The sequence below is a fragment of the Billgrantia antri genome (assembly GCF_017868935.1).
GTDB classification, from domain to species: Bacteria; Pseudomonadota; Gammaproteobacteria; order Pseudomonadales; family Halomonadaceae; genus Halomonas; species Halomonas antri.
Genome location: NZ_CP053383.1, coordinates 3,675,481 through 3,697,485, shown reverse-complemented (window position 1 = coordinate 3,697,485; position 22,005 = coordinate 3,675,481). Strand labels below are relative to the sequence as shown.

Here is a 22,005-nt window from a genome sequence, read left to right as displayed (position 1 = left end):
CAGCGCTCAGCCGAGACCGCCGCTGGCCCACAGCCACAGGGCGATCAGGGCGAAATGGCCGGGGTACCATGCCAGCCACAGCCGGCGAGGCATGGCGGCAGGTACGACCGGTGTCAGGCGGTGGGCGCCGGCGGCCAGCCATAGTATCGCCAGGCAGGTCGCGACCGTGAACGACTTGGCCATGTCGGAGCTGTTCATCAGCCCTGCCACGATCAGCAGCGGCGCCGCCATGGCCACGGCCTGCAGGCGCTCGGCTAGTGTCTCGCCGGCTGTATGGAGGTGATGCAGGGCGAGCATGAATAGTGGAACCAGCAGCAGGCCGCGATGGCCGTACTCGAGCCACTCGCCGAGCAGGTACCAGACCGCCAGCGAGGCGGCCAGCGCCGCCGCCAGCCAGACGCTGCCCAGGCTGCCGCTGCGCTGGCGCGCGAGCAGATCGCGCAGCCAGGCGCCCCAGGCGAGGCCCAATGCCAGGGTGAAGCAGACGTTGAGCAGGAAAGCGTCAGAGGCCCGCGGCATCAGCATGTAGGGCAGCTGGGCGGCCAGCCCGATGACCAGGATGCGCCGGGCGTAGCGCAGCGGGTTGCGCGTATTAAACAGGCCATGCCAGGCGACCATGGCGGCAAACAGCGGGAAGGCGATGCGGCCCAGCGACGAGCCCGCCCAGCCGAGCTCCCAGCCGGCAGGCAGGACGTAGCGGGTCAGGTGGTCGATGGTCATGGTGGCGAGCGCCAGCCACTGACCCCAGCCGGTCCAGGTGGAAACGGGGCGCTCGGGCACCGCCGGATTGACGGCCTGTACGGTCATGACACCTCCCTGTCATGGTGACGACAGCCTTTCAGACCGGTGCGCCAGGGTGGGAGTTCCGGCGTCCGGATGACTCGTGATGAGGGCAGACAGATGCGCAGCGGCTTCGGTTTCGATCTTCGCAGCATGGAGATATTCGTCGAGACCCTGGAGCAGGGCAGCCAGAGCGCGGCGGCCAGGCGACTCGGACTCAAGCAATCCTCGGTGTCGCAGAGCCTGGCCAACCTGGAAGAGAGCATGGGCGTGACGCTGTTCAAGCGGCATTCCCGACCGCTGGAGCCGACCAGTGCAGGGCGTTTTTTCTACGATCGGGCACGGCGTCTGCTCGACGATGCGCGCAACACCCGGCGCGAGCTGGTCAGCGGCGGCTTCGGTCAGCTCCACCAGGTGCGCCTGGCGCTGGTCGACTCGCTGGCCACGGCGGTGGGACAGCCGTTGATCGAACTGATCCGGCGCCATACCCGCGACTATACCCTGACCACGGGGCTGTCGCACATGCATGGCCACTCCCTGCTGACGCGTCATGTCGATATCATCATTTCCGATGATCGGCTGGAAAACTACGACGGCCTGGAACGCCACGCCCTGCTGCGCGAGCCCTTCGTGCTGGTGGTGCCGCTCTCCTGGAACGGTCCGCTCGATAACCTGCGCTGGCTGGCGCGCCACCTGGACTTCGTGCGCTATACGCCGCAGTCGCTGATCGGTCAGGCGATCGAGCGACATCTGCGCTTGAACCGACTCGAGCTGCCGGGCAGGTTGCACCTCGACAACACCTTCGCCGTACTGCGCCTGGTCGGGGCCGGTGCCGGATGGACCATTACCACGCCGCTATGCCTCTATCAGGCCGGCCTCGACGACCTCCGGGTCACGGTGGCGCCGTTGCCGCTGGCGCCGCTGATCCGAGAACTCACGCTGGTAGCCCGGCGCGATGAGCTGGGCGAGCTGCCTGCCCTGCTGGCCCGCGACAGCCGTCGCCTGCTGGAGCAGCGTTTCCGCACCCAACTGGAGCGCTCGCTGCCCTGGCTCTCCGCCGAGGTCGTCACCCAGGTCTGATTCCTCCTTCCAAGTGCGGTCTACGCGCTCCGTGTCGGTGCGTCGGGAGACACTGGCGAACCGTTCGCGAGCACTATCGATTTCATCGATACCCCAGGCGTCAGCGATACCGATGCTGATTGCGCATTTCTGGATTCCCCGCGAAGACTTGAGCGAAACCCAAGCGATCGGTGCTGAAAGATGCCAAGAATAATAACGCTCTACGTGCGTTGGGTGGACGCGTTCAACCGCGTGGTGGGTCGCATCGTCATGTTCATGATCTTCGTGATGATCGGTGTGCTGCTCTTCTCGTCAGTCGCGCGTACCGCCTTCAACAGCCCGCTCATCTGGAGCATCGAAGTCTCGCAGTTCATGATGGCCGCCTACTACCTGCTGGGCGGCGCCTACGCCATGCAGATGGGCGCCCATGTGCGCATGGATCTGTTCTACTCGCGCTGGACAGACCGCACGCGGGCCTTCGTCGATGCGCTGACCATCGTGCTGCTGTTCGTCTTCCTCGGCGCGCTGCTCGCCGGCGGTATCTCCAGCACCGAGTACGCCCTGCGCTACGGCGAGACGAGCTATACCTCCTGGGCGCCGCCGCTGGCGCCGATCAAGATCATCATGACCTTCGGCATCTTCCTGATGCTGCTGCAAAGTCTCTCGACCTTCTTCAAGGACGTCGCCCGAGCACGCGGCATGGCACTGGATGGGGAGGCGCGCCCGTGAGCTACGAGATGATCGCGCTGCTGATGTTCTCCACCATGATGCTGCTGCTGCTGACTGGGCAGCGCGTGTTCGCCGTGATCGGCTTCGTCGGCGCCGCCTCGGCGCTGCTGCTGTGGGGCCAGGGCGGGGTGGAGATGCCCTTCAGTGCCGCCATTCAGTTGATGAACTGGTACCCGCTGCTGACCCTGCCGCTATTCATCTACATGGGCTACATGCTCTCCGAGTCGGGTATCGCCAGCGAACTCTACGAGATGTTCCACGTCTGGATGGGCTCGCTCAAGGGCGGCCTGGCGGTGGGCACCATCGGCCTGATGGTGGTGGTCTCGGCGATGAACGGGCTGAGCGTGGCGGGCATGGCCATCGGCGCTACCATCGCCCTACCGGAACTGCTGCGCCGCGGCTACGACAAGATCATGGTCACCGGCGTGATCCAGGCCGGCAGCTCCCTGGGTATCCTGGTGCCGCCCAGCGTGGTGCTGGTGCTCTACGGCATGATCGCGCGCCAGCCGGTCAGCCAGCTATGGCTGGCGGGGGCCATCCCCGGGCTGATCCTGGCGGCGCTGTTCGTGATCTACATCGTCATTCGCTGCCGCCTGCAGCCCCACCTCGGCCCGGCGCTGCCCGCCGAGGAACGCCGCATGAGCCTGGCCGAGAAGCTCAAGCTGCTGCGCGCCGGCATCCTGCCGCTGCTGATCTTCTTCTTCATGACCGGGCTGTTTCTGATGGGCGTGACCAGCCTGGTGGAGAGTTCGGCGGTAGGGGCACTGGCCGCCACCCTGGCGGCACTGATCAAGCGCCGACTGACCTGGAAGGTGATCGAGAGCACCGTGCACAAGACGCTGGGCATCAGCTGCATGTTCATGTGGATCATCCTTGCCGCCCTGTGTTTCGGCGCGGTGTTCGACGGCCTCGGCGCGGTGCGCGCCATCGAGAACATCTTCCTCGACCGTATCGGCATGAGCCCGTGGCAGATACTGGTGATGATGCAGCTCTCCTACATCCTGCTCGGCATGTTCCTCGACGATACCGCCATGCTGGTGATCGTGGCGCCGCTCTACGTGCCGCTGGTGATCAGCCTCGGCTTCGACCCGATCTGGTACGGCGTGCTCTACACCATCACCGTGCAGATCGCCTACATGACCCCACCGTTCGGCTACAACCTGTTTTTGATGCGCGCCATGGCGCCGCCGGAGATCTCGCTGGGCGACATCTACCGCAGCGTCTGGCCCTTCGTCGGCATCATGCTGATCGGGTTGGCGCTGATCACGATCTTCCCGCAGCTGGCGCTGTGGCTGCCGCAGCTCTATCGCGGCTACTGACTCCCAGGAGGTGAACCACGGCACGACGAACGAAGACCCACTTTCTTCCCACAACAAGCAAAACAGCAGGAGAAGAGACATGACCAATCGTCGCGATTTTCTCAAGAAGGCGGGGCTAGCCACCGCCGCCACCGTCGGGGCCACGACGCTCTCGGCACCCTACGTGCATGCCCAGTCACGCAGCCCGATTCGCTGGAGGCTGCAGACCTACGCGGGGCCGGCGCTGGCCGAGCACGTGATCAAGCCCTCCATCGACGCCTTCAACAAGGCCGCCAATGGCGAGATGGAGATCGAGCTCTACTACTCCGACCAACTGGTACCCACCGGCGAGCTGTTCCGTGCCATGCAGCGCGGCACCATCGATGCCGTGCAGAGCGACGACGACTCGATCAACGCCCCGGTCGACGTCTCGGTGTTCGGCGGCTACTTCCCGTTCGCCTCGCGCTACAGCCTCGACGTGCCGGCGCTGTTCCACCACTACGGCCTCAAGGAGATCTGGGAGGAGGCCTACGGCGAGGTCGAAGGCGTCACCTGGCTGGGCTCGGGTGCCTGGGATCCGTGCAACTTCGTCACCCGCGACCCGATCCGGAGTCTCGACGACCTCGAGGGCAAGCGCGTATTCACCTTCCCCACCGCGGGTCGCTTCCTCAGCCGCTTCGGCGTGGTGCCGGTGACGCTGCCGTGGGAGGACATCGAGGTCGCCATGCAGACCCGCGAACTCGACGGCATCGCCTGGGCCGGCATCACCGAGGCCTATACCGTGGGCTGGGCCGATGTCAGCAACTACTATCTGACCAACAACATCTCCGGCGCCTGGGCAGGCTCCTACTTTGCCAACACCGAACGCTGGAATGAGCTGCCCGAGCACCTCAAGACCCTGTTCAAGCTGTGCATGGACAGCTCCCACTATTATCGGCAGCACTGGTACTGGTGGGGCGAGGCGCACTACCGCACCACCGGCGGCAAGCTGGAACTGACCTCGATTCCCGAGTCGGAATGGCAGCGGCTGGAGGACGAGGCGTTGTCCTTCTGGGACGAGATCGCCCAGGAGAGCGACCGCAATGCGCGAGTGGTGCAGATCCTCAAGGATTACCGCCAGACCATGCAGCAGGCCGGGCCTCCCTACCGCTACGGTTGAGGAAGGGGGGAGCGCCGGCCTCGGCTCGGCGCTCCCGCCGGCTTTCATCGAACGGTTTCTAAGAACCGTCTTGACGAACCGTTTCGAAGAACGGTTTCGAAGAACAAAGACAACGAAGGGTGGACGAGGAAGCAGCGATGAGCCGACTCCAGGCGAGAGACGTGAAGAGTGCCGACGATGCCCGGCGGATCGTCGAACAGCGTGGCCTGAGCCACATCAAGGTCGGCATGTTCGACATCGACGGCGTGATGGTCGGCAAGTACATGCGCCGCGACAAGTTCTTTCATGCGTTGAGCGATGGCTTCGCCTTCTGTGACGTGGTGCTGGGCTGGGACAGCAAGGACGAGCTCTACGACAACGTGAAGTATACCGGCTGGCATACGGGCTACCCGGACGCCGCCCTGCGGGTGATTCCTGAGAGCTGCCGCGAGCTGCCCTGCGAGGGCGACATGCTGCTGTTCCTGGCCGAGTTCACCGGCCCGGCCGGGGAGATCTGCCCGCGCGGACTGCTGCGCCGTGTGCTGGCCAAGGCCGAGGCGATGGGCTTCACTGCCTGCGGGGCGCTGGAGTACGAGTTCTTCCTGTTCCAGGAAACCCCGGAATCGGTGCGCGAGAAGGGCTTTCGCAACCTCAAGCCGCTGACGCCCGACATGATGGGCTATTCGATGCTGCGGAGCACTGTCCACGGCGAGCTCTACCACGAGCTGCTGGGCATGGCCGAGGCGATGGATTTCCCCATCGAGGGGCTGCACACCGAGACCGGCCCCGGCGTACTGGAGGCAGCGATCCGCGTCGACGAGGCGCTGGCCTCCGGCGACAAGGGCGCGCTGTTCAAGACCTTCACCAAGGTATGGGCGCAGCGCCGCGGGCTGATGGCCACCTTCATGGCCAAGTGGTCGCCGGACTACCCCGGCCAGAGCGGCCACATCCACCTCTCGCTGAATCGCACCGACAGCGGCGAATCGGCCTTCTTCGATGCCGACAAGCCCCACGGCATGAGCGACATCCAGCGACACTTCGTTGCCGGCCAGCAGCAGCTGATGCCGGAGTTCCTGGCCATGTTCGCCCCCACGGTAAACAGCTACACCCGCCTGATTCCTGGCTTCTGGGCGCCGACGGACGCGACCTGGGGAGTGGAGAACCGTACCACCGCACTACGCGTGATACCCGGCAGCGCCAAGTCGCAGCGGGTCGAGTACCGTTTGGGCAGCGCCGATGCCAACCCCTACCTGGCACTGGCCGCGGCGATCGGCTCGGGGCTCTACGGCATCGAGCACCAGCTCGAGCCGGATGAGGCGGTGACTGGCAATGCCTACGAGCTGGCGCACCCCGAACATCAGGCGCTGTCGCGCACGCTGTGGGAGGCCGCCCAACGGCTCAAGGCTTCGGAAGCCGCACGCAGCCTGTTCGGCGATGCCTTCGTCGAGCACTTCGCGGCTACGCGAGAGTGGGAGGAGCGCCAGTTCCGACGCCACATTACCGACTGGGAGCTCGATCGCTACTTCGAGATTATTTGATCCGCACTGGCTGCGCGGTCCGCAGGCTGTGTTGGAGCGAAAACTCGCGATGCTCATTGACTACAGTCAACTCCGCTCGCTCCTTTTCGCTCCGCCTTGCCTGCGAACCGCTCGCTCAGCGCTCACCTTGTACTTGAGGCAATGAATTAGCAGGAGAACGCCAAGTGGCCATTCAGAAAACGATTTCTCCGATCGACGGCTCCGTCTACGTCGAGCGGGAGCTGGCCGACCCGGCGCGGGTCGAGGCGACGCTGGACAAGGCGGTAGCGGCGCAGTGCAAGTGGCGTGAGACGAGTCTCGCCGAGCGCGCACGGCTGTGCTCGAGGATGGTCGGTGCCTTCGTCGCCCGGCGCGACGAACTGGCGCAGGAACTGACCTGGCAGATGGGGCGGCCGATCGCCGTGGCCGCTGGCGAGATCGGCGGCTTCGAGGATCGCGCGCGCACCATGATCGCCTTGGCCGAGGAGGCCCTGGCGCCGATCCGCCTGGCCGACAAGCCCGGCTTCACCCGCTACATTACCCGCGAGCCGCTGGGCGTGTCGTTTATCGTCGCGCCGTGGAATTTCCCGTTCATGACCGCGGTGAATGCGGTGGTGCCGGCGATCATGGCCGGCAATGCAGTGATCCTCAAGCATTCCGCCCAGACCCCGCTGTGTGCCGAACGCTTCCAGCAGGCCTTCGACGAAGCCGGGCTGCCGGAGGGCGTGTTCCAGCATCTGCACCTTTCCCATGACGCCGCGGAATCAGTGATTCGCGATCCCCGCATCGCCCACGTCTCCTTCACCGGCTCGGTGGCGGGCGGAGCGATGGTCGAGCGCAATGCCACCGGGCGCTTCATCGCCACGGGCCTGGAGCTGGGCGGCAAGGACCCGGCCTACATCCGCGCCGACGTGGACCTCGACGAGGCGGTGCCAGGGGTAATGGACGGCGCCTTCTTCAATTCGGGCCAGAGCTGTTGCGGCATCGAGCGGATCTATGTGCACGAATCGATCTTCGACGACTTCGTCGAGCGCGCAGTGGCCTGGGTGCGCCAGCTCAAGCTCGGCAACCCCACCGATCCCGATACCACCCTGGGGCCGCTGGTGCGCCCGGCGGCGGCTGACTTCGTGCGCGGCCAGATCGAGGAGGCGGTCAGTGCCGGCGCCAAGGCTTGGATCGACCCCGGGGAGTATCCGCTTTCGCGGCCGGGCAGCGCCTACCTGGCACCGCAGGTGCTGACTGGCGTGGACCATTCGATGCGGGTGATGCACGAGGAGAGCTTCGGCCCGGTGGTCGGCATCATGCCGGTGGCGGACGACGACGAGGCCGTACGCCTGATGAACGACAGCGACTTCGGCCTTACGGCTGCCGTATTCACCCGCGATGTCGCCGCGGGCGAGGCCATCGCCCGGCGACTGGAAGCCGGGACCGTGTTCACCAACCGCTGCGACTACCTAGACCCGGAGCTGGCCTGGACCGGCGTCAAGCAGTCGGGGCGCGGTTGTTCGCTGTCGCGCGTCGGCTACGAGACGCTGACCCGGCCCAAGTCGTTCCACCTCAAACACGCCTGAGCTGGCCCAGGAGACCGCCATGAGCCACGACATGAATCACTACACCATGGGCTGGAACTATCCCTCGAACATCCTCACCGGGGCGGGGCGGATTCGCGATCTTCCCGACGCCTGCAAGGCACTGGGCATGGGCGCCCCGCTGCTGGTCACCGATCCCGGCCTGGCGGCGCTGCCGATGGTGCAGGATTGCGTACAGGCGTGCCGGGATGCCGGCCTGCGCATTGCCGTGTTCAGCCAGGTCAAGGGCAACCCCACCGGGCGCAACGTTCTCGACGGCATGGCCGCGTTCCGCAGCGGCAGCCACGACGGCGTGATCGCCTTCGGCGGCGGCTCGGGACTCGATGCCGCCAAGGCGGTGGCGCTGATGGCTAACCAGCGCGAGGGACTGTCGCTGTGGTCACTGGAGGATATCGGTGACAACTGGAAGAACGCCGATGCCCAGGCCATTGCCCCCGTCGTTGCCGTACCCACTACCGCCGGCACCGGCTCCGAAGTGGGACGCGCCTCGGTGATTACCGACGAGGCGGAACACGTCAAGCGCATCATCTTTCACCCCGGCATGGTACCGGCCACGGTGATTCTCGACCCCGAGCTCACCGTGGGACTGCCGCCCAAGGTCACCGCCGCGACCGGCATGGATGCGCTGTCGCACTGCATGGAGGCGTGGTGCTCACCGCTCTATCACCCCATGGCCGAGGGCATCGCCGTCGAGGGCATGCGCCGCATCGATCTCTACCTGTTGCGCGCCTATAGCGACGGCAGCGACCTCGAGGCGCGCATGAACATGCTGGTGGCGTCGAGCATGGGGGCTACTGCCTTCCAGCGCGGCCTGGGGGCCATGCATGCCTTGGCGCATCCGCTCGGGGCACTCTACGACGCTCATCATGGAACTCTGAATGCGGTACTGATGCCCTACGTGCTGCGCGCCAACGAGCGGGCCATCGGTGAGCCGATGGTGCGCCTGGGACGCTACCTCAATCTGGAGCAGCCTGGCACGGCGGCGGTGATCGACTGGGTGCTGGGCCTGCGCGAACGGCTCGGCATTCCGCACACCTTGGCCGAGCTGGGTATCGACACGCGTCAGGCCGACAAGGTTGGGCGCATGGCGGTGGCGGACCCCTCGTCGGGCAGCAATCCCGTCGCCTTCGACGCCGAAGAGTATCGCGGCATCTTCGTTGCCGCCGTGGAGGGCCGTCTGTAGGCAGCGTCATGCCGTCAGGCGAGCCCTGGGCAGTAATCCGGCGACGCCGCGCTCGGTACGCCGGGAGCCAGGGAAGGTCACTTGAAAGGAGATTCACCGATGCGCATCGGACTACTGCAGTGCGATGACGTGGCGCCGGAACTGCGCGAGGCCCACGGCAACTATCCGGAAATGTTCGCGGCCCTGTTCCAGCGGGTCGATCCGACGCTGGAGTTCCAGGTGTGGCGTTGCCTGGACGGCGAGATACCCGACGACATCGACGCCGTCGATGCCTGGATGACCACCGGCTCGAAGTATGGCGTCAATGACGGGCTGGCCTGGGTCGATGAGCTGTGCGACTTCGTGCGCGAGCTGTGGCGGGCCGGCAAGCCGCTGGTGGGCATCTGCTTCGGCCATCAGCTGATGGCCAAGGCGCTGGGCGGCGAAGTGGTCAAGAGCGACCGCGGCTGGGGCGTAGGCATGTCGTTCAACCGTGTCACGGCGCGGGCGGAATGGATGGAGCCCTGGCAGCCGGGGCTCGACCTGCTGGTCAGCCATCAGGACCAGATCGAGTCGCTGCCGCCCGAGGCCACGGTCGTCGGCGGCAGCGACTTCTGCCCCCACTACCTGATGCAGATCGGCAACCACTTCCTCGGCGTGCAGGGCCACCCCGAGTTCACCAAGGCGTACTCCCGCGACCTGATGGCGCTGCGCCGCGAGCTGGTAGGCGACAAGCGCGTGCGCGAAGGGCAGAGCTCGCTTGCCACTGAAGTCGACGACACCCTGATGGCGCGTTGGATTCTGAACTTCCTCAAGCATGCGATAGCGGTGCGCGGTTGATACCAAAGCCCGTTATGGTCAGCGAAAGCGGCCTGCGCCGCAGCCCGCCAGCCACTCGGGGGCTTTGCCGTTAATGCTGGCCGCCAGCAGGCGGCCGGTAGTGGCCGCCAGGGTCAGGCCCAGGTGGCCGTGGCCGAAGGCGTAGCTGACGCCGGGCAGGGACGAGGCAGGGCCGATCACCGGCAGCGAGTCGGGCAGCGAGGGGCGCAGGCCGAGCCAGGTGTGGCTGGGCTCGCCGAGCGGGCCGAACAGGCTCTCGGCGTGACGGCGAATGTAGTCGAGTCGCCGGGGATTGATCGGGTCGTCGTTGTGGCCCAGCTCCACGGTGCCGGCGATGCGCAGGCGGTCCTGCATCGGCGTGAGATAGAAGGCGTACTCCCCGGGGCTGCAAGGGCGGCTGACCAGCTCCTTGGCGGCGGGATATTCGAGGTGATAGCCGCGCTCGGAGATCAGCGGGATGCGATCGCCGGCGTCCTGGGCCAGCGGTTGCGACCAGGCACCCGCGGCGACCACCACCTTGTCGGCCTGCCAGGAGCCTCGATCGGTATCGATGCCGACGCCACCCCTGTGAGAAGCGAGCCCCTTGGCCTTGGCGCGTACCAGACGCACGCCGCGGCTTTTCAGGCGTTCGGCCAGACGTTGGGCCAGGGTCAGCGGATCGCTGACGTGGCAGGCCTCAGGGAACAGGATCCCGCCTCTGGCCAGGCCTTCGAGGGCGGGTTCGAGAGCCGCCAGGGCACGTGCGTCGAGATGCTCCTGCCGGACACCGAAGCGCTTGCGTGCGGCAGCATCGCGTTGGGCTGCCCGCCAGCCCTGCTCGCTGCGGTAGAAGCACAGACTGCCGCGCCGCTGCAGAAGGGCACCGTTATCCTCCAGGTCGTCGAAGATGGTCGCCCAGTCATTCACCGAAGGCGCCAACAGCTCGCTCAGTATCCGAGTGGCATGCTCGGCCCGTCGGCGGTTGGTGGCCCGAAGGAAGCGCCATAACCAAGGGGAGAGCCCGGGCAGGTGACGCCAGCGCAGGTGGAAGGGCGAGTGTGGCGACAGCAGCAGGTGTGGCATCTCGCGCCACAGTTGTGGATGCGCCAAGGGTTCGATCGCGAAGTTGGCCAGAAGGCCGGCGTTCCCCGACGACGCCCCCGTGCCCGGAAGCTCGGGGTCCATCACGGTGATCTCGTAACCCTGCTGGTGCAGGTGCCAGGCGCAGGCGAGGCCAACGATACCGGCGCCGAGGATAACGATTTCGGCGTGCTGAGTGGGCTGGTTCATGTTCTGTCGCCTGGATGCTGGTGGTCTCGCCGTGTAATTCTTCAGCGATTCTCTTACGCCGTTGCGTTGAGCGGCAAGCCAGCCCGGCATCGCGCTGCGGCGGGCGGAAGGATACGCTTTGGCCCAGCGCGGAGCCCCTAGCGTGACAAGGAGACCCTAGGAGATGAACTTGAGCGAAGCCTGGCCCGAAGCCGTCCGACACCTCGATCTTGCCACGACCAACCTGATCCTGCTGGGTCTCATCCTGAGCCTCAGCATCCTTGCCGATACTGTGGCCAGCCGTACCCGGCTGCCGCGGATCTCGCTGCTGGTACTGGTCGGCGTAGGCGTCGCCGTCGTTCAGCAGGTGGGGCTGGGGCAGGAAGGGGGGCGCCCCCTGGAGGGGCTCGGCGAGCCGCTGATCCAGGTCGCCCTGGTGATGGTGGCCTTCCTGCTCGGCGGTGAACTGACCCTGGAGCGATTGCGCAGCACCGGCCGGTTGATCTTTGTCTTGTCGCTCGCGGTGCTGGTGGTGAGCATCGTGGTGGTTGGCGCTGGGCTTCTGCTGATGGGTTACTCGATGCTGATCGCCGTCAGCCTGGCGGCGATCTCGGTCGCCACCGACCCGGCAGAGGTGCGCGAGGTCATCCACGAGACGCGCGATACGCGCCTGCCTGCACGCTTGCTGATGGGCATCGTCGCCATCGACGATGCCTGGGGCATCCTGACCTTCGGTCTGGCCATGGCACTGCTGGGCTGGCAGCTGTCGGGCGATGGGGGAGGAACACTGTTACTGTCGCTGTGGGAGCTGGGCGGGGCGGTGCTCCTCGGCGCGGCGGTAGGGGCTCCGGCCGCCTGGCTGACAGGGCGACTACGCCCCGGCGAGCCGACCCTGGTCGAGGCGTTGGCGCTGATTCTGCTGCTCTCGGGCCTGGCCGAGTGGCTGGAGGTCTCGGCGCTGCTGGCGGCCATGCTCGCCGGTGCGCTGGTGGCCAATCTCTCCCGCCATCATACTCGCTCGTTCAACGAGATCGAGCACATCGAATGGCCCTTCCTGGTGTTCTTCTTCGTGCTCTCGGGGGCGAGCATCGACCTGCGCTACCTTGGCGGTGCCGTGTGGCTCACCCTGGCGTATATCGTCCTGCGTGCGCTGGGGCGTTACCTGGGAGGCGTTGTCGGTGGCGGCCTGGTGCGCTCCCGAGAGGTGGCGCTGCCGCGCGACATCGGTCTCGCGCTGACGCCGCAGGCCGGCATTGCCATGGGCATGGCGCTTCTGGTGGTGGAGCGCTACCCCGAGCAGGGGGCGACGTTGCTCTCCGCGGTGGTGGCTTCCACCGTGGTGTTCGAGGTGCTCGGGCCTTTCATGGTGCGGCGGGTGCTGCGCTGATCCAGGCTTGGGCGATGGGGGCGGCGCACCACGGATACGAGCAGGTGGCCGCTCTCGGGATACCGGCATGTCCTGGCATTACCAAGGAAGAACGGCACTATCGGAGCGCGGTTCGGTGCCGCCACACAGCACGCCGGAGCTGCTATCGCGAAGGATGATCTGCCCGCGGCCAAAACCGGTCGAATGCGTCGTTTTCACGATCCGATGGCCGCGTCGTGCCAAGGCTTGGGCAAGATGGTCAGGAAAGTGCGGTTCCACTTCGACTGTCCTGCCCTCGGTCCATTTCCAGCGTGGCAGGTCGAGCGCGGCTTGGGGATTCAGCCGATCTTCGAGCATGGCGGTGATCACCTGGACATGACCCTGCGGCTGCATGTAACCGCCCATGACGCCGAATGGCCCCACTGCCTCGTCGTCGCGGGTGATGAATCCGGGAATGATGGTGTGGTAGGTGCGCTTGCCCGGTGCCAGGACGTTGGCGTGCTCCGGGTCGAGGGAAAAGGAGCAGCCGCGGTTCTGCAGGCTGATGCCGGTGCCCGGTATCACGACACCCGAGCCGAAGCCCATGTAGTTGCTCTGAATGAACGACACCATGTTGCCGTCGCCATCGGCGGTGGCGAGGTACACCGTGCCCCCCTTGATCGGATTGCCGTGCCTGGGATCGAGCGCCTGCTCGCCAATCAGCCCGGCACGCGCCAGCAGGTAGTCGTCAGCAAGTAGCTGCTCCACGCTGGGCTGCATGGCGTCACGCTCGGTGATGTAACGCTTGCCGTCCATGTATGCGAGCTTGGTGGCCTCGATGCGGCGATGCAGCGTCTCCACCGGGTCGCGGCCCTCCTCGCCCAGGCGCTCAAGGATTCCTAGCGCCTGCAAGGCGATCAGCCCGCTGCCGTTGGGTGGAATTTCCCAGATGTCGTGGCTGCGATAGCGGGTACTGATCGGATCGACCCACTCGGGCTGGAAGGCAGCGAGGTCTTCGCGGCGCAGCAGGCCGCCATGCTCCCGTATGAAGGCGTCGATGCGCTCGGCCAGCTCGCCCTGGTACAACGCCCGGCCATGGCTCTCGGCAATGGCGCGCAGCGTGCGGGCGTGATCGGGTGCCGACCAGCGTTCGCCAGGCCGAGGGGCGCGATCCTTGGGGGCGAAGGTAGCGAACCAGGGCTTGAACACGTCATCGTCGTAGCGACGGTAGTCTGCGCAAGCTTCCTCCCACAGCTGGCTGACGACAGGCGAGACGGGGAAGCCGCTTTCCGCGATGGCGATGGCTGGGGCCAAGAGGTCGGCGAAGGACAGCTTGCCGAAGCGCTCGGAAAGGGCGACCCAGGCGGCCGGTGCGCCGGGCACGGTGACGGGCAGCAGGCCATGATCGGGTATCCTGTCGTGCCCCTGTGCCCTGATGGCTTCGATGGTCGCTGCCTGGGGGGCCGGTCCGCTGGCGTTCAATCCATGCAGCTTGCCGTTGACCCAGACGATGGCGAAGGCGTCGCTGCCCAGACCGTTGGAGTTGGGCTCCACGACGGTGAGGGCCGCGGCGACGGCAATGGCAGCGTCCACTGCATTGCCGCCCTGTTGCAAGATTTGCATGCCCACCTGTGACCCGAGAGCCTGCGAGGTGGCGACCATGCCGCGGCTACCGAACGTGACCATGCGTCGTGAGGCGCTGGGATAGTAGTGGGCGTCATATTTCATGGAAAGGCTCCTTGGCATGCTTGACCGGGCTCTGCGCCTGCAGTCGTTGCATTTTACGGTTCCCTTCGTGGCTGACGACACCCCAGGGCTTGCGCATCACGCGCGTGACGGAGCTGGCTGCTCGTCCCTGCGCAGCAGGCGCAGGCCATTGGCCACCACGATCAGGCTGGCGCCCATGTCGGCGAACACCGCCATCCACAGGGTGGCATGACCGCTGAAGGCGAGTGCCATGAACACCGCCTTGAGGCCCAGGGCGATGGCGATATTCTGCACCAGCAGCGAGCGCGTGCGCCGCGACAGGCGCAGGAAGTCGGCCAGGCGGCGAGGATCGTCGTCCATCAGCGCCACATCGGCGGTCTCGATGGCGGCATCGCTGCCGAGCGCGCCCATGGCGAAGCCGATGTCGGCGCGGGCCAGTGCCGGGGCGTCGTTGATACCGTCGCCGACCATGCCAACCGGGCCTTGCTTGGCACGCGCCTCGATCATCGCCAGCTTGTCCTCGGGCAGCAGCGAGCCGTGGGCCTCGTCGATGCCGGCCTGGGCAGCCACGGCGGCCACGCTCGTCGGGTTGTCACCGCTCAGCATCAGCGTGGTCACGCCCAGGCGATGCAGCGCCTGGATGGCTTCGCGGCTCTCCTCGCGCAGCGGGTCGCCGACGGCGAACAGTGCCAGCGGGCGGGTCTCGTCGCCTAGAATCACCAGGGTTTCACCGCGCTCTTCATGCTCGGCCAGATGGGTCGCGAATGTCTCGTCCAGCGTCGCGAACTGTTGCATCAGCCGACGGTTGCCGAGCCAGAACTTGTGCCCGCCCTGGCGGGCAATCACGCCGCGGCCGGGCAGTTCCTGAACGTCGCTCACATCTTGTGGTGTGACGCCATCCGCCTCGGCGGCGCGCGCCAGGGCCGCCGACACCGGGTGCGACGAGCGCCCGGCGAGCCCTGCCGCCAGGGCGCGCAGCCTGGCTCGTGCCGGCTCGTCCAGCGTCGGATCGAGCGGGTGCCAGGCACGCTGCGAGGGTCGGCCCCGGGTCAGGGTACCGGTCTTGTCGAAGGCGAGGGTGGTCAGCCGGTAGCCCTGCTCGAGCACGTTGCCGCCCTTGATGAGGATGCCGGAGCGGGCGGCGGCGGCCAGGCCGCTGACGATGGTTACCGGGGTTGAGATCACCAGCGCACAGGGGCAGGCGATCACCAGCAGGACCAGGGCGCGGTAAGTGCCTTCGAACCAGCCGATGCCGAACAGCCAAGGCCAGGTGATCGCCACCAGCAGGGCGATACCGAACACCGCTGGGGTGTAGACGGCGGCGAAGCGGTCGATGAAGCGCTGGGTGGGCGCGCGGCTGGCCTGGGCCTGCTCCACGGTGTGGATGATGCGGGCCAGGGTGGTGTCACTCGCCGCTCGGCTGGTGCGATAGAGGAACTCGCTGCCCTGGTTGACGCTACCGGCAAACACGGCGTCGCCCGGTGTCTTGTCCACCGGCAGGCTTTCGCCGGTGATGGGCGATTCGTCCAGCGCCGGGTGTCCCTCGGCCACGTTGCCGTCCAGCGCCAGGCGCTCGCCGGGACGCACGCGTACCAGGCTGTCGATGGCGACCTCGGCGGCCGGGAGGGCGCGGAAGCTGCCATCCGGTTGCTGTACGCTGGCGCGCTCCGGTGCCAGGTCGAGCAGCTCGCGAATGGCGTTGCGCGCCCGGCCCAGCGAGCGTGCCTCGATGCGTTCGGCGAGGGTGAACAGTACCAGGACCATGGCCGCTTCGGCCCATTGACCGATCAGCAGCGCACCGGTCACCGCCACGCTCATCAGAGCATTGATGTTGAGGGTACGATGACGCAGGGCGATGAAGCCCTTCTTCCAGGTGGGCAGCCCGACCAGGGCGATGGCCGCCAGCGCCAGCGCAGCGGCGAGCCAGGGCTCGGCCAGCGACAGCCAGTGGCTGGCCTCGGCCGCGAGGGCGAGGGCGGCGGCGGCGCCGATCTTCCACCACGGTTCCTCGTCGCTTGCAGCCGGCGCCGTGCGCTGGGTTGGGTCATCGCGCTCGGCGGTCATGCCGGTGGCGGCGATTCGTCGCCGAATGGCCTCCTCGCCGACATCCCGATGGTGCACGGTGAGCTTGCGGCCGATCAGGTCGAAATCGAGCCGCTCGATGCCCGGCATGTCCTCGAGTGCCCGGCGCAACAGCCCTTCCTCGGTGGGGCAGCACATCGCCTCGATGCGCAGGCGCAGCGCCTGGGCATTAGGGTAGGGAGCATCAGGAGAGGGGGCGCCCCGCTTTGGCGGGACTGTGGCGGTATCGACTGGGTTGCAGCTCGAGCAGCAGGATCGTTCGGCCATGGCAAAGGCTCCGTGTCATCGGTTATGGTAATGACACACCCTGTAGTCACTACAGGGTCAAGCGGTTATTTGAGGAGGCATGCAATGAAGATCGGCGAGCTTGCCAACCGCACGGGCTGCCCGGTGGAAACGATCCGCTACTACGAGCGCGAGGGGCTGTTGCCCGAGCCTGCCCGTTCGAGCGCCAATTACCGGCTCTATGCCGAGCCCCATGCCGAGCGGCTGCGCTTCATCCGGCATTGCCGCACGCTGGACATGACGTTGGACGAGATCCGCACCCTGCTCGACTACCACGATCGCCCGCGCCAGCCGTGCAACGCCGTCAACGGCCTGATCGACGATCACCTGGCCCACGTGGAGGCACGCATCGAACAGCTCCAGGCGTTACGCGAGGCACTGGCGACGCTACGCTCGCGCTGCCAAGGCGAGTCCGATTCAAGCCACTGCGGCATTCTTCAGGAGCTGGCCCAGCCGGCACCGCGCGAACTGCCCGCCATTCACGACGAGCCCAGCCATGTGCCGGGGCCGCACGGCCACTGAGCACGCGGTTCGTCGACTCAGCCGCTGTGATACACCCGGCGGCCCAGCGCCCAGACCTCGTCGATGGCCCATTCGCCTTCGGCCAGCACCAGCAGGTCGGCGTCACGGCCTGGCTCTAGCCGCCCCTTGGCGGGTAGCCCGAGCGCCTCGGCGGCATGGGTGCTGGCCATGCCGATGGCCTGCTCAAGTGCAATGCCATGCTCCTCGACACACTGGCCGAGTACCTCGAACAGGCTGGCGAGCCGCCCGGGTTCGAGGCCTACGAAGCGGCGCTGATCGTCGAAGCGGGGTAGTGAGGCGTTGGCATCCGATGACAGCGTAATGTGCGACGGCTCGACGCGGGCCTGCAGGGCGCGGGCCACGGCCTCGGCGGCGGCCACTTCGCCGCCCGCCAGCAGTTCCGCCGTGGTGCTGGTAGTGAAGTCGATTCGGCCGCCCTCGCGGGCGAAGCGCAGGCCATCCTCGAACAGCGCCGGGGTACGGTTGATATGGGTCGGCAGGAACTGGGCAAGGGGAATGGCGCTGTCGCGGGCCGCCTCGCGCAGTGGTTCAAGATGAGACGGGGCGTCGCCAGTATGGATGAAGACGATGCCCGATTTGCCCGCCAGCATGCCGGCGGTACGCGCCTCCGATGCCAGTCGGGCCAGCTCGAAGGAGGAGGGCTGTGAGCCGCGGTGGTCGCTGATCGCCACCTCGCCCACGCCGATGAATTCGGGAATGAACAGGATGTCGCTGCCTACCGAGCCGGTCAGCGTGACCGGCGGCAATTGGTAGGAGCCGGTATAGCAGTAAGTGGTCAAACCGCCTGCGGCCAGCTCACGTGCCTTGCCCAGTAGGTTGGCCGGGGTACGGGTCAGGGCGTCGGTGCCCAGCGCACCGATCAGCGTGGTGACGCCGGAGGCCAGGGCATCCTCGAGCGTCAGCTCGGCGGTGCGCGTGCCGAAGCCGCCTTCGCCGCCGCCGCCGGTGAAATGTACCAGCGGGTCGACCAGCCCGGGGATCACCCGTCGGCCCTCGAGATCGAACTCCTCGACGGCCATGCCGCTCGCGGGGGCTCCCTGATCGGCCGCTACCACGGCGGCGATACGGCGGTCGGCGATCAACAGGTGACACAGCCCCATGGCACGCGGTGCGTAGAGGCGGGCGTTCTTCAGCAGGGTCAGCATGCTGGCTCCTCAGGGAAGGCGAACGCCGGTGGAGACCGGCGTTCGCAGGTGGGTCAGGCCGCGTTACAGCTTGATATCGTAGTTGAAGTACTTCTCCATCAGTGCGTCATAGGTGCCGTTCTCCTTGAGCGCGGCAAGCGCCTCGTTGAAGCGCTCGGCCAGCTCGCGGTCGCGCTGGCGGAAGGCCACGCCCACGCCCTGGCCGAAGATGTGTTGGGGTTCCTTGATGAAGCCGCTGATGCGCTTGAAGTCGCTGCCCGCGGTATCGATGGCGATGGTGGACTCGGCCACCGGGTAGTCCATGAAGGTGAGGTCGAGGCGGCCGGCGCGCAGGTCGGTCACCACGTCGTCGGCGCTGGTGTAGCGGCGGATCTCGACGATGTCGCCGTAGAGCTCGGAGACGTAGTTGTCCTGCAGGGTGGCACGCTGCACGCCGACCGCCATGCCTTCGAGGCTGTCACGGTCTTCGATGTCGATCTCGCGATCGTTGGCGGTGATCCAGGCGCTCGGCGTGGTGTAGTAGGGTTCCGAGAACAGCACCTGCTGGGCTCGCTCCTCGGTGATCGCCATCGATGACATGATGGCGTCGTACTTGCGTGCCAGCAGGCCGGGGATGATACCGTCCCAGTCCTGCTCGACCCAGGTGCAGTCCGCCTCGAGGTAGTCGCATACGGCGTTGCCCAGTTCGATCTCGAAGCCGGTCAGCTCCCCATCGGGGGTGCGGAACATGAAGGGCTCGTAGGGGACATCGACGCCGAGGCGAATGGTGTCGTCGTCGCGGGCCTGGGCGACACCGGTGAACAGGCCGACAGCCAGGCCGGCGGCCAGGATCAGAGAGATATGGCGCATGAGTCTTCCTCCCGGGAAGGCGTTTGTTGTGGTGTGTTGCGGTGGTTACGGATGTGCCGCAAGCGGGCGGCAACGGATCATGCGATCACGGGCGCAAGGACCGTGATGCATCGGGTGGCACGGGCGTGCCGATACGGCCAGGAAGGCCGCAGGAAGGGCTTATTCGTCGAACCATTCGCTGAGGTAGAAGCTGTCGAAGAAACAGCGATAGGCCTCGAGCGTTTGGCGAATGTGGACGGCGGAATCGATCATGGACGGGGTCCTGATTCGATGGCTTTGACAGGTTTTACTTTCCGACAATCGCGTCGGACGGTCAAGCGTACGCCCCCTCCCCGGCAGGCCGGAGAGGGGGCTGGCGATCACTCCCCGCCGAAGTAGCGGGTGTAGATCTCGTCGTAGGTACCGTCTTCCTTCAGCGTGGCCAGGGCCTCGTTGAAGCGCTCGGCCAGTGCCTCGTCGCGCGGACGGAAGGCGATGCCGAAGCCGTCACCGAAGTACTCCTTGGGCTCGGTGATACGCTCGCCGACTACCTTGTACTCGCGCTCTTCGCTGTCGAGCAGGGTGGACTTGCCGACCGGGAAGTCGAGGAAGACGATGTCGAGACGCTCGGCTTCCATGTCCAGCACCATGTCGTCGGCGGTGGAGTAGCGGCTGATATCGGCCACGTCGCCGTACATGTCGGTGACGTAGTTGTCCTGCAGGGTACCGCGCTGTACGCCGATGCTCATGCCGTCGAGGGCTTCGGTGCTGGGCTCCTCGACATCGAGCGTCTCGGGAGCGAACCAGGCGGACGGCGGGGTAATGTAGGGATCCGAGAAGAGTACGGTCTGGCGACGCTCGTCGTTGATGGTCATCGACGACATGATGGCGTCGTACTTGCGTGACAGCAGGCCGGGAATGATGCCGTCCCACTCTTGCTCGATCCACTCGCAGGTGATGCCGATTTCTTCGCACATGGCGTTGCCGAGCTCGATGTCGAAACCGGTCAGCTCACCTTCGGGCGTGCGGTACTCCATCGGCTCGTAGGGTACGTCGACGCCGAAGCGTACGTGATCGTAGTCACGGGCCTGGGCGGTACCGGCGGCGATGGCGACGCCCAGCAGGGATACAGTCAACAGTTTTTTCATCATTCGGTTCCTTGTTGTCGTTCGTGCATCGTTAAGATGACGTCGCGCCTGAATTTAGCGCAGCCACGCCGGGGCCGAAAGTCCCCGGGCGCAGTTTTTCCAACGCCTGTTTGACGTTGATCAGTTCCCGCCCAACGGCTTGAGATGTGCCAGCAATCGCTTCTCCAGGTAGCGGAAGAGATACAGAATGGCAAAGGTCAGGCAGAGATAGATCGCGGCAACGAAGATGAACGCCTCGAAGGGGGCATAGAAGCGCGCATAGACGAAGCGGGCCGCACCGGTGAGGTCCATCAGCGTGACCACGCTGGCGATGGCGCTGGCATGCAGCATGAAGATCACTTCGTTGCCATAGGCGGGCAGGGCGCGGCGGAAGGCGCTGGGCAGCACGATGCGGCGCATCGTCAGGCTCTGCGACATGCCGTAGGCGCGAGCCGCTTCGATCTCGCCGCGTGGCGTGGCCTTGATCGCCCCACGGAAGATCTCGGTGGTGTAGGCGGCGGTATTGAGGGTGAAGGCGATCAGGGCCGGGTAGAAGGCCTCCTTGAGGATCGGCCAGAACATGCTGTCCTGGATCCCCTCCACGAATACCACGCCGTAATAGATGATGTAGAGCTGGATCAGCAGCGGCGTGCCGCGGAACACGTAGGTGTAGACGTAGATGGGCAGGCTGATCCAGCGATGGCGCGAGCTGCGCCCGATGGCCAGCGGCACGGCAAGCACCAGGCCGATGATCAGCGACAGGAACACCAGCTGCGAGGTGGTGACCAGCCCGGTCCAGTAGTAGCCGAGGGTCTGCGGGGTGAAGATGACGTTGCCTTCCAGCAGACCGGCGAGCCATTGATTCAGTTGGTCCATGTCAGTGCTCCCCGAAACCGACGTCGTAGCGTTTCTGCAAACGGGCGAAGATCCACTCCGACACGCTGGCAATCAGCAGGTAGATGGCTGCCACGGGTATCAGGAAGGTGAACGGCTCGTGGGTGGCGCGGGAGGCCTCGGCGGCGACGCGCACCATGTCGGTGAGGCCGATTACAGAAACCAGCGCGGTGGTCTTGAGCAGCACCATCCAGTTGTTGGAGAGTCCCGGCAGAGCGTGGCGCATCATCAGCGGAAAACGGATGCGCCGAAACAATAGCCAGGACCCCATGCCGTAGGCCTTGGCCGCCTCGATCTGGCCCTCATCCACGGCCATGAAGGCGCCACGGAAGGTCTCGCCCATGTAGGCGCCGAAGATGAAACCGATGGTGATCACGCCGGCGACGAAGGCGTTGAGATTGAAGAACCAGTCCACGCCGAACTGGTCGTAGAGCATGTCGGTAATCAGATTGAGCCCCATCTGGCCGCCGAAGAACAGCAGCATCATCAGCACCAGGTCGGGTACGCCGCGAATCACCGTGGTGTAGAGCGTGGCCGTGCGATGCAACAGCCAGCTGCGCGACATCTTGGCGCTGGCGGTCAACAGGCCGAGCAGGACGGCCAGTGCCAAAGAGAGCACCGCCAGCTGCAGGGTGACGCCTGCGCCTTCCAGCAGGCGCGGGCCGTAGCCTTGTAGATCGAGCATGACT

19 protein-coding genes are annotated in these 22,005 nt (G+C 66.1%); 10 read left to right on the top strand and 9 right to left on the bottom strand.

Annotated elements, in window-relative coordinates; translation table 11 throughout:
* Window positions 1-6: 6 nt before the first annotated feature.
* Window positions 7-807, bottom strand: coding sequence for a TraX family protein (locus tag HNO53_RS17095; RefSeq protein ID WP_209473790.1), 801 nt, complete (start codon window positions 805-807; stop codon window positions 7-9).
* Window positions 808-876: 69 nt separating this feature from the next.
* Here HNO53_RS17095 and HNO53_RS17090 point away from each other — a divergent pair, with 69 nt between their 5' ends.
* From HNO53_RS17090 to HNO53_RS17055, 8 genes are all read left to right on the top strand, one after another.
* Window positions 877-1,860 carry a LysR family transcriptional regulator gene (locus tag HNO53_RS17090; RefSeq protein WP_242597457.1) on the top strand — a complete coding sequence of 328 codons (984 nt, stop codon included), beginning with the start codon at window positions 877-879 and terminating at the stop codon, window positions 1,858-1,860.
* Between the two features lie 180 nt (window positions 1,861-2,040).
* A complete protein-coding gene (locus HNO53_RS17085; protein WP_209473789.1) occupies window positions 2,041-2,568 on the top strand; it encodes a TRAP transporter small permease subunit in 528 nt (175 codons plus the stop codon).
* Window positions 2,565-3,887, top strand: a complete 1,323-nt coding sequence (locus HNO53_RS17080; RefSeq protein ID WP_209473788.1) for a TRAP transporter large permease — start codon at window positions 2,565-2,567, stop codon at window positions 3,885-3,887. The genes HNO53_RS17085 and HNO53_RS17080 overlap by 4 nt, the downstream gene beginning before the upstream one ends.
* A 79-nt stretch (window positions 3,888-3,966) precedes the next feature.
* Window positions 3,967-5,025: a TRAP transporter substrate-binding protein gene (locus HNO53_RS17075; protein ID WP_209473787.1), complete on the top strand. Its 1,059-nt coding sequence runs from the start codon at window positions 3,967-3,969 to the stop codon at window positions 5,023-5,025.
* Between the two features lie 137 nt (window positions 5,026-5,162).
* Complete coding sequence (locus HNO53_RS17070) at window positions 5,163-6,542, top strand: glutamine synthetase family protein (RefSeq protein ID WP_209473786.1); 1,380 nt, start codon at window positions 5,163-5,165, stop codon at window positions 6,540-6,542.
* A 164-nt stretch (window positions 6,543-6,706) separates the two neighbouring features.
* Window positions 6,707-8,092 carry an aldehyde dehydrogenase family protein gene (locus HNO53_RS17065; RefSeq protein WP_209473785.1) on the top strand — a complete coding sequence of 462 codons (1,386 nt, stop codon included), beginning with the start codon at window positions 6,707-6,709 and terminating at the stop codon, window positions 8,090-8,092.
* Window positions 8,093-8,111: 19 nt separating this feature from the next.
* Entirely contained in the window at window positions 8,112-9,293 is a 1,182-nt protein-coding gene (locus HNO53_RS17060; protein WP_209473784.1) for an iron-containing alcohol dehydrogenase, read from the top strand.
* A 99-nt stretch (window positions 9,294-9,392) separates the two neighbouring features.
* Complete coding sequence (locus HNO53_RS17055) at window positions 9,393-10,112, top strand: glutamine amidotransferase-related protein (protein WP_209473783.1); 720 nt, start codon at window positions 9,393-9,395, stop codon at window positions 10,110-10,112.
* Window positions 10,113-10,130: 18 nt separating this feature from the next.
* Here HNO53_RS17055 and HNO53_RS17050 read toward each other — a convergent pair whose 3' ends face one another.
* Window positions 10,131-11,381, bottom strand: a complete 1,251-nt coding sequence (locus HNO53_RS17050) for an NAD(P)/FAD-dependent oxidoreductase (protein ID WP_209473782.1) — start codon at window positions 11,379-11,381, stop codon at window positions 10,131-10,133.
* 169 nt (window positions 11,382-11,550) lie between these two features.
* On the opposite strand from HNO53_RS17050, the gene HNO53_RS17045 reads away from it, so the two are divergent.
* Window positions 11,551-12,747 (top strand): cation:proton antiporter, encoded by a 1,197-nt coding sequence (locus HNO53_RS17045; RefSeq protein WP_209473781.1) that lies wholly within the window; start codon window positions 11,551-11,553, stop codon window positions 12,745-12,747.
* Window positions 12,748-12,825: 78 nt separating this feature from the next.
* On the opposite strand, the gene HNO53_RS17040 is transcribed toward HNO53_RS17045, so the two are convergent.
* Both HNO53_RS17040 and HNO53_RS17035 read right to left on the bottom strand, forming a co-directional pair.
* The gene (locus HNO53_RS17040) at window positions 12,826-14,433 is read right to left on the bottom strand and encodes a gamma-glutamyltransferase family protein (RefSeq protein ID WP_209473780.1); all 1,608 of its coding nucleotides are present in this window, start codon (window positions 14,431-14,433) and stop codon (window positions 12,826-12,828) included.
* A 96-nt stretch (window positions 14,434-14,529) separates the two neighbouring features.
* A complete protein-coding gene (locus HNO53_RS17035; RefSeq protein WP_209473779.1) occupies window positions 14,530-16,761 on the bottom strand; it encodes a heavy metal translocating P-type ATPase in 2,232 nt (743 codons plus the stop codon).
* An 84-nt stretch (window positions 16,762-16,845) separates the two neighbouring features.
* Here HNO53_RS17035 and cadR point away from each other — a divergent pair, with 84 nt between their 5' ends.
* Window positions 16,846-17,301, top strand: a complete 456-nt coding sequence (gene cadR, locus HNO53_RS17030) for a Cd(II)/Pb(II)-responsive transcriptional regulator (protein WP_209473778.1) — start codon at window positions 16,846-16,848, stop codon at window positions 17,299-17,301.
* A gap of 17 nt (window positions 17,302-17,318) precedes the next feature.
* On the opposite strand, the gene iadA is transcribed toward cadR, so the two are convergent.
* The 5 genes from iadA to HNO53_RS17005 all read right to left on the bottom strand — a co-directional run bounded on the left by iadA (window position 17,319) and on the right by HNO53_RS17005 (window position 22,001).
* Window positions 17,319-18,467 (bottom strand): beta-aspartyl-peptidase, encoded by a 1,149-nt coding sequence (gene iadA, locus HNO53_RS17025; protein WP_209473777.1) that lies wholly within the window; start codon window positions 18,465-18,467, stop codon window positions 17,319-17,321.
* A gap of 63 nt (window positions 18,468-18,530) precedes the next feature.
* On the bottom strand, window positions 18,531-19,316 hold the full coding sequence (locus HNO53_RS17020) for a transporter substrate-binding domain-containing protein (protein WP_209473776.1): 786 nt from the start codon (window positions 19,314-19,316) through the stop codon (window positions 18,531-18,533).
* A 359-nt stretch (window positions 19,317-19,675) separates the two neighbouring features.
* Window positions 19,676-20,443 carry a transporter substrate-binding domain-containing protein gene (locus HNO53_RS17015; protein WP_209473775.1) on the bottom strand — a complete coding sequence of 256 codons (768 nt, stop codon included), beginning with the start codon at window positions 20,441-20,443 and terminating at the stop codon, window positions 19,676-19,678.
* Window positions 20,444-20,563: 120 nt separating this feature from the next.
* Window positions 20,564-21,298 carry an ABC transporter permease gene (locus HNO53_RS17010; RefSeq protein WP_209473774.1) on the bottom strand — a complete coding sequence of 245 codons (735 nt, stop codon included), beginning with the start codon at window positions 21,296-21,298 and terminating at the stop codon, window positions 20,564-20,566.
* Window position 21,299: 1 nt separating this feature from the next.
* Complete coding sequence (locus tag HNO53_RS17005; RefSeq protein ID WP_209473773.1) at window positions 21,300-22,001, bottom strand: ABC transporter permease; 702 nt, start codon at window positions 21,999-22,001, stop codon at window positions 21,300-21,302.
* Between the last annotated feature and the right edge of the window lie 4 nt (window positions 22,002-22,005).

Coding starts and splice junctions, on each gene's coding strand:
- HNO53_RS17095 (WP_209473790.1), bottom strand. CDS start 807: ATGACCGTACAGGCCGTCAATCCGGCGGTGCCCGAGCGCCCCGTTTCC.
- HNO53_RS17090 (WP_242597457.1), top strand. CDS start 877: ATGACTCGTGATGAGGGCAGACAGATGCGCAGCGGCTTCGGTTTCGAT.
- HNO53_RS17085 (WP_209473789.1), top strand. CDS start 2,041: ATGCCAAGAATAATAACGCTCTACGTGCGTTGGGTGGACGCGTTCAAC.
- HNO53_RS17075 (WP_209473787.1), top strand. CDS start 3,967: ATGACCAATCGTCGCGATTTTCTCAAGAAGGCGGGGCTAGCCACCGCC.
- HNO53_RS17070 (WP_209473786.1), top strand. CDS start 5,163: ATGAGCCGACTCCAGGCGAGAGACGTGAAGAGTGCCGACGATGCCCGG.
- HNO53_RS17060 (WP_209473784.1), top strand. CDS start 8,112: ATGAGCCACGACATGAATCACTACACCATGGGCTGGAACTATCCCTCG.
- HNO53_RS17055 (WP_209473783.1), top strand. CDS start 9,393: ATGCGCATCGGACTACTGCAGTGCGATGACGTGGCGCCGGAACTGCGC.
- HNO53_RS17050 (WP_209473782.1), bottom strand. CDS start 11,381: ATGAACCAGCCCACTCAGCACGCCGAAATCGTTATCCTCGGCGCCGGT.
- HNO53_RS17040 (WP_209473780.1), bottom strand. CDS start 14,433: ATGAAATATGACGCCCACTACTATCCCAGCGCCTCACGACGCATGGTC.
- HNO53_RS17035 (WP_209473779.1), bottom strand. CDS start 16,761: ATGGCCGAACGATCCTGCTGCTCGAGCTGCAACCCAGTCGATACCGCC.
- cadR (WP_209473778.1), top strand. CDS start 16,846: ATGAAGATCGGCGAGCTTGCCAACCGCACGGGCTGCCCGGTGGAAACG.
- iadA (WP_209473777.1), bottom strand. CDS start 18,467: ATGCTGACCCTGCTGAAGAACGCCCGCCTCTACGCACCGCGTGCCATG.
- HNO53_RS17020 (WP_209473776.1), bottom strand. CDS start 19,316: ATGCGCCATATCTCTCTGATCCTGGCCGCCGGCCTGGCTGTCGGCCTG.
- HNO53_RS17015 (WP_209473775.1), bottom strand. CDS start 20,443: ATGAAAAAACTGTTGACTGTATCCCTGCTGGGCGTCGCCATCGCCGCC.
- HNO53_RS17010 (WP_209473774.1), bottom strand. CDS start 21,298: ATGGACCAACTGAATCAATGGCTCGCCGGTCTGCTGGAAGGCAACGTC.
- HNO53_RS17005 (WP_209473773.1), bottom strand. CDS start 22,001: ATGCTCGATCTACAAGGCTACGGCCCGCGCCTGCTGGAAGGCGCAGGC.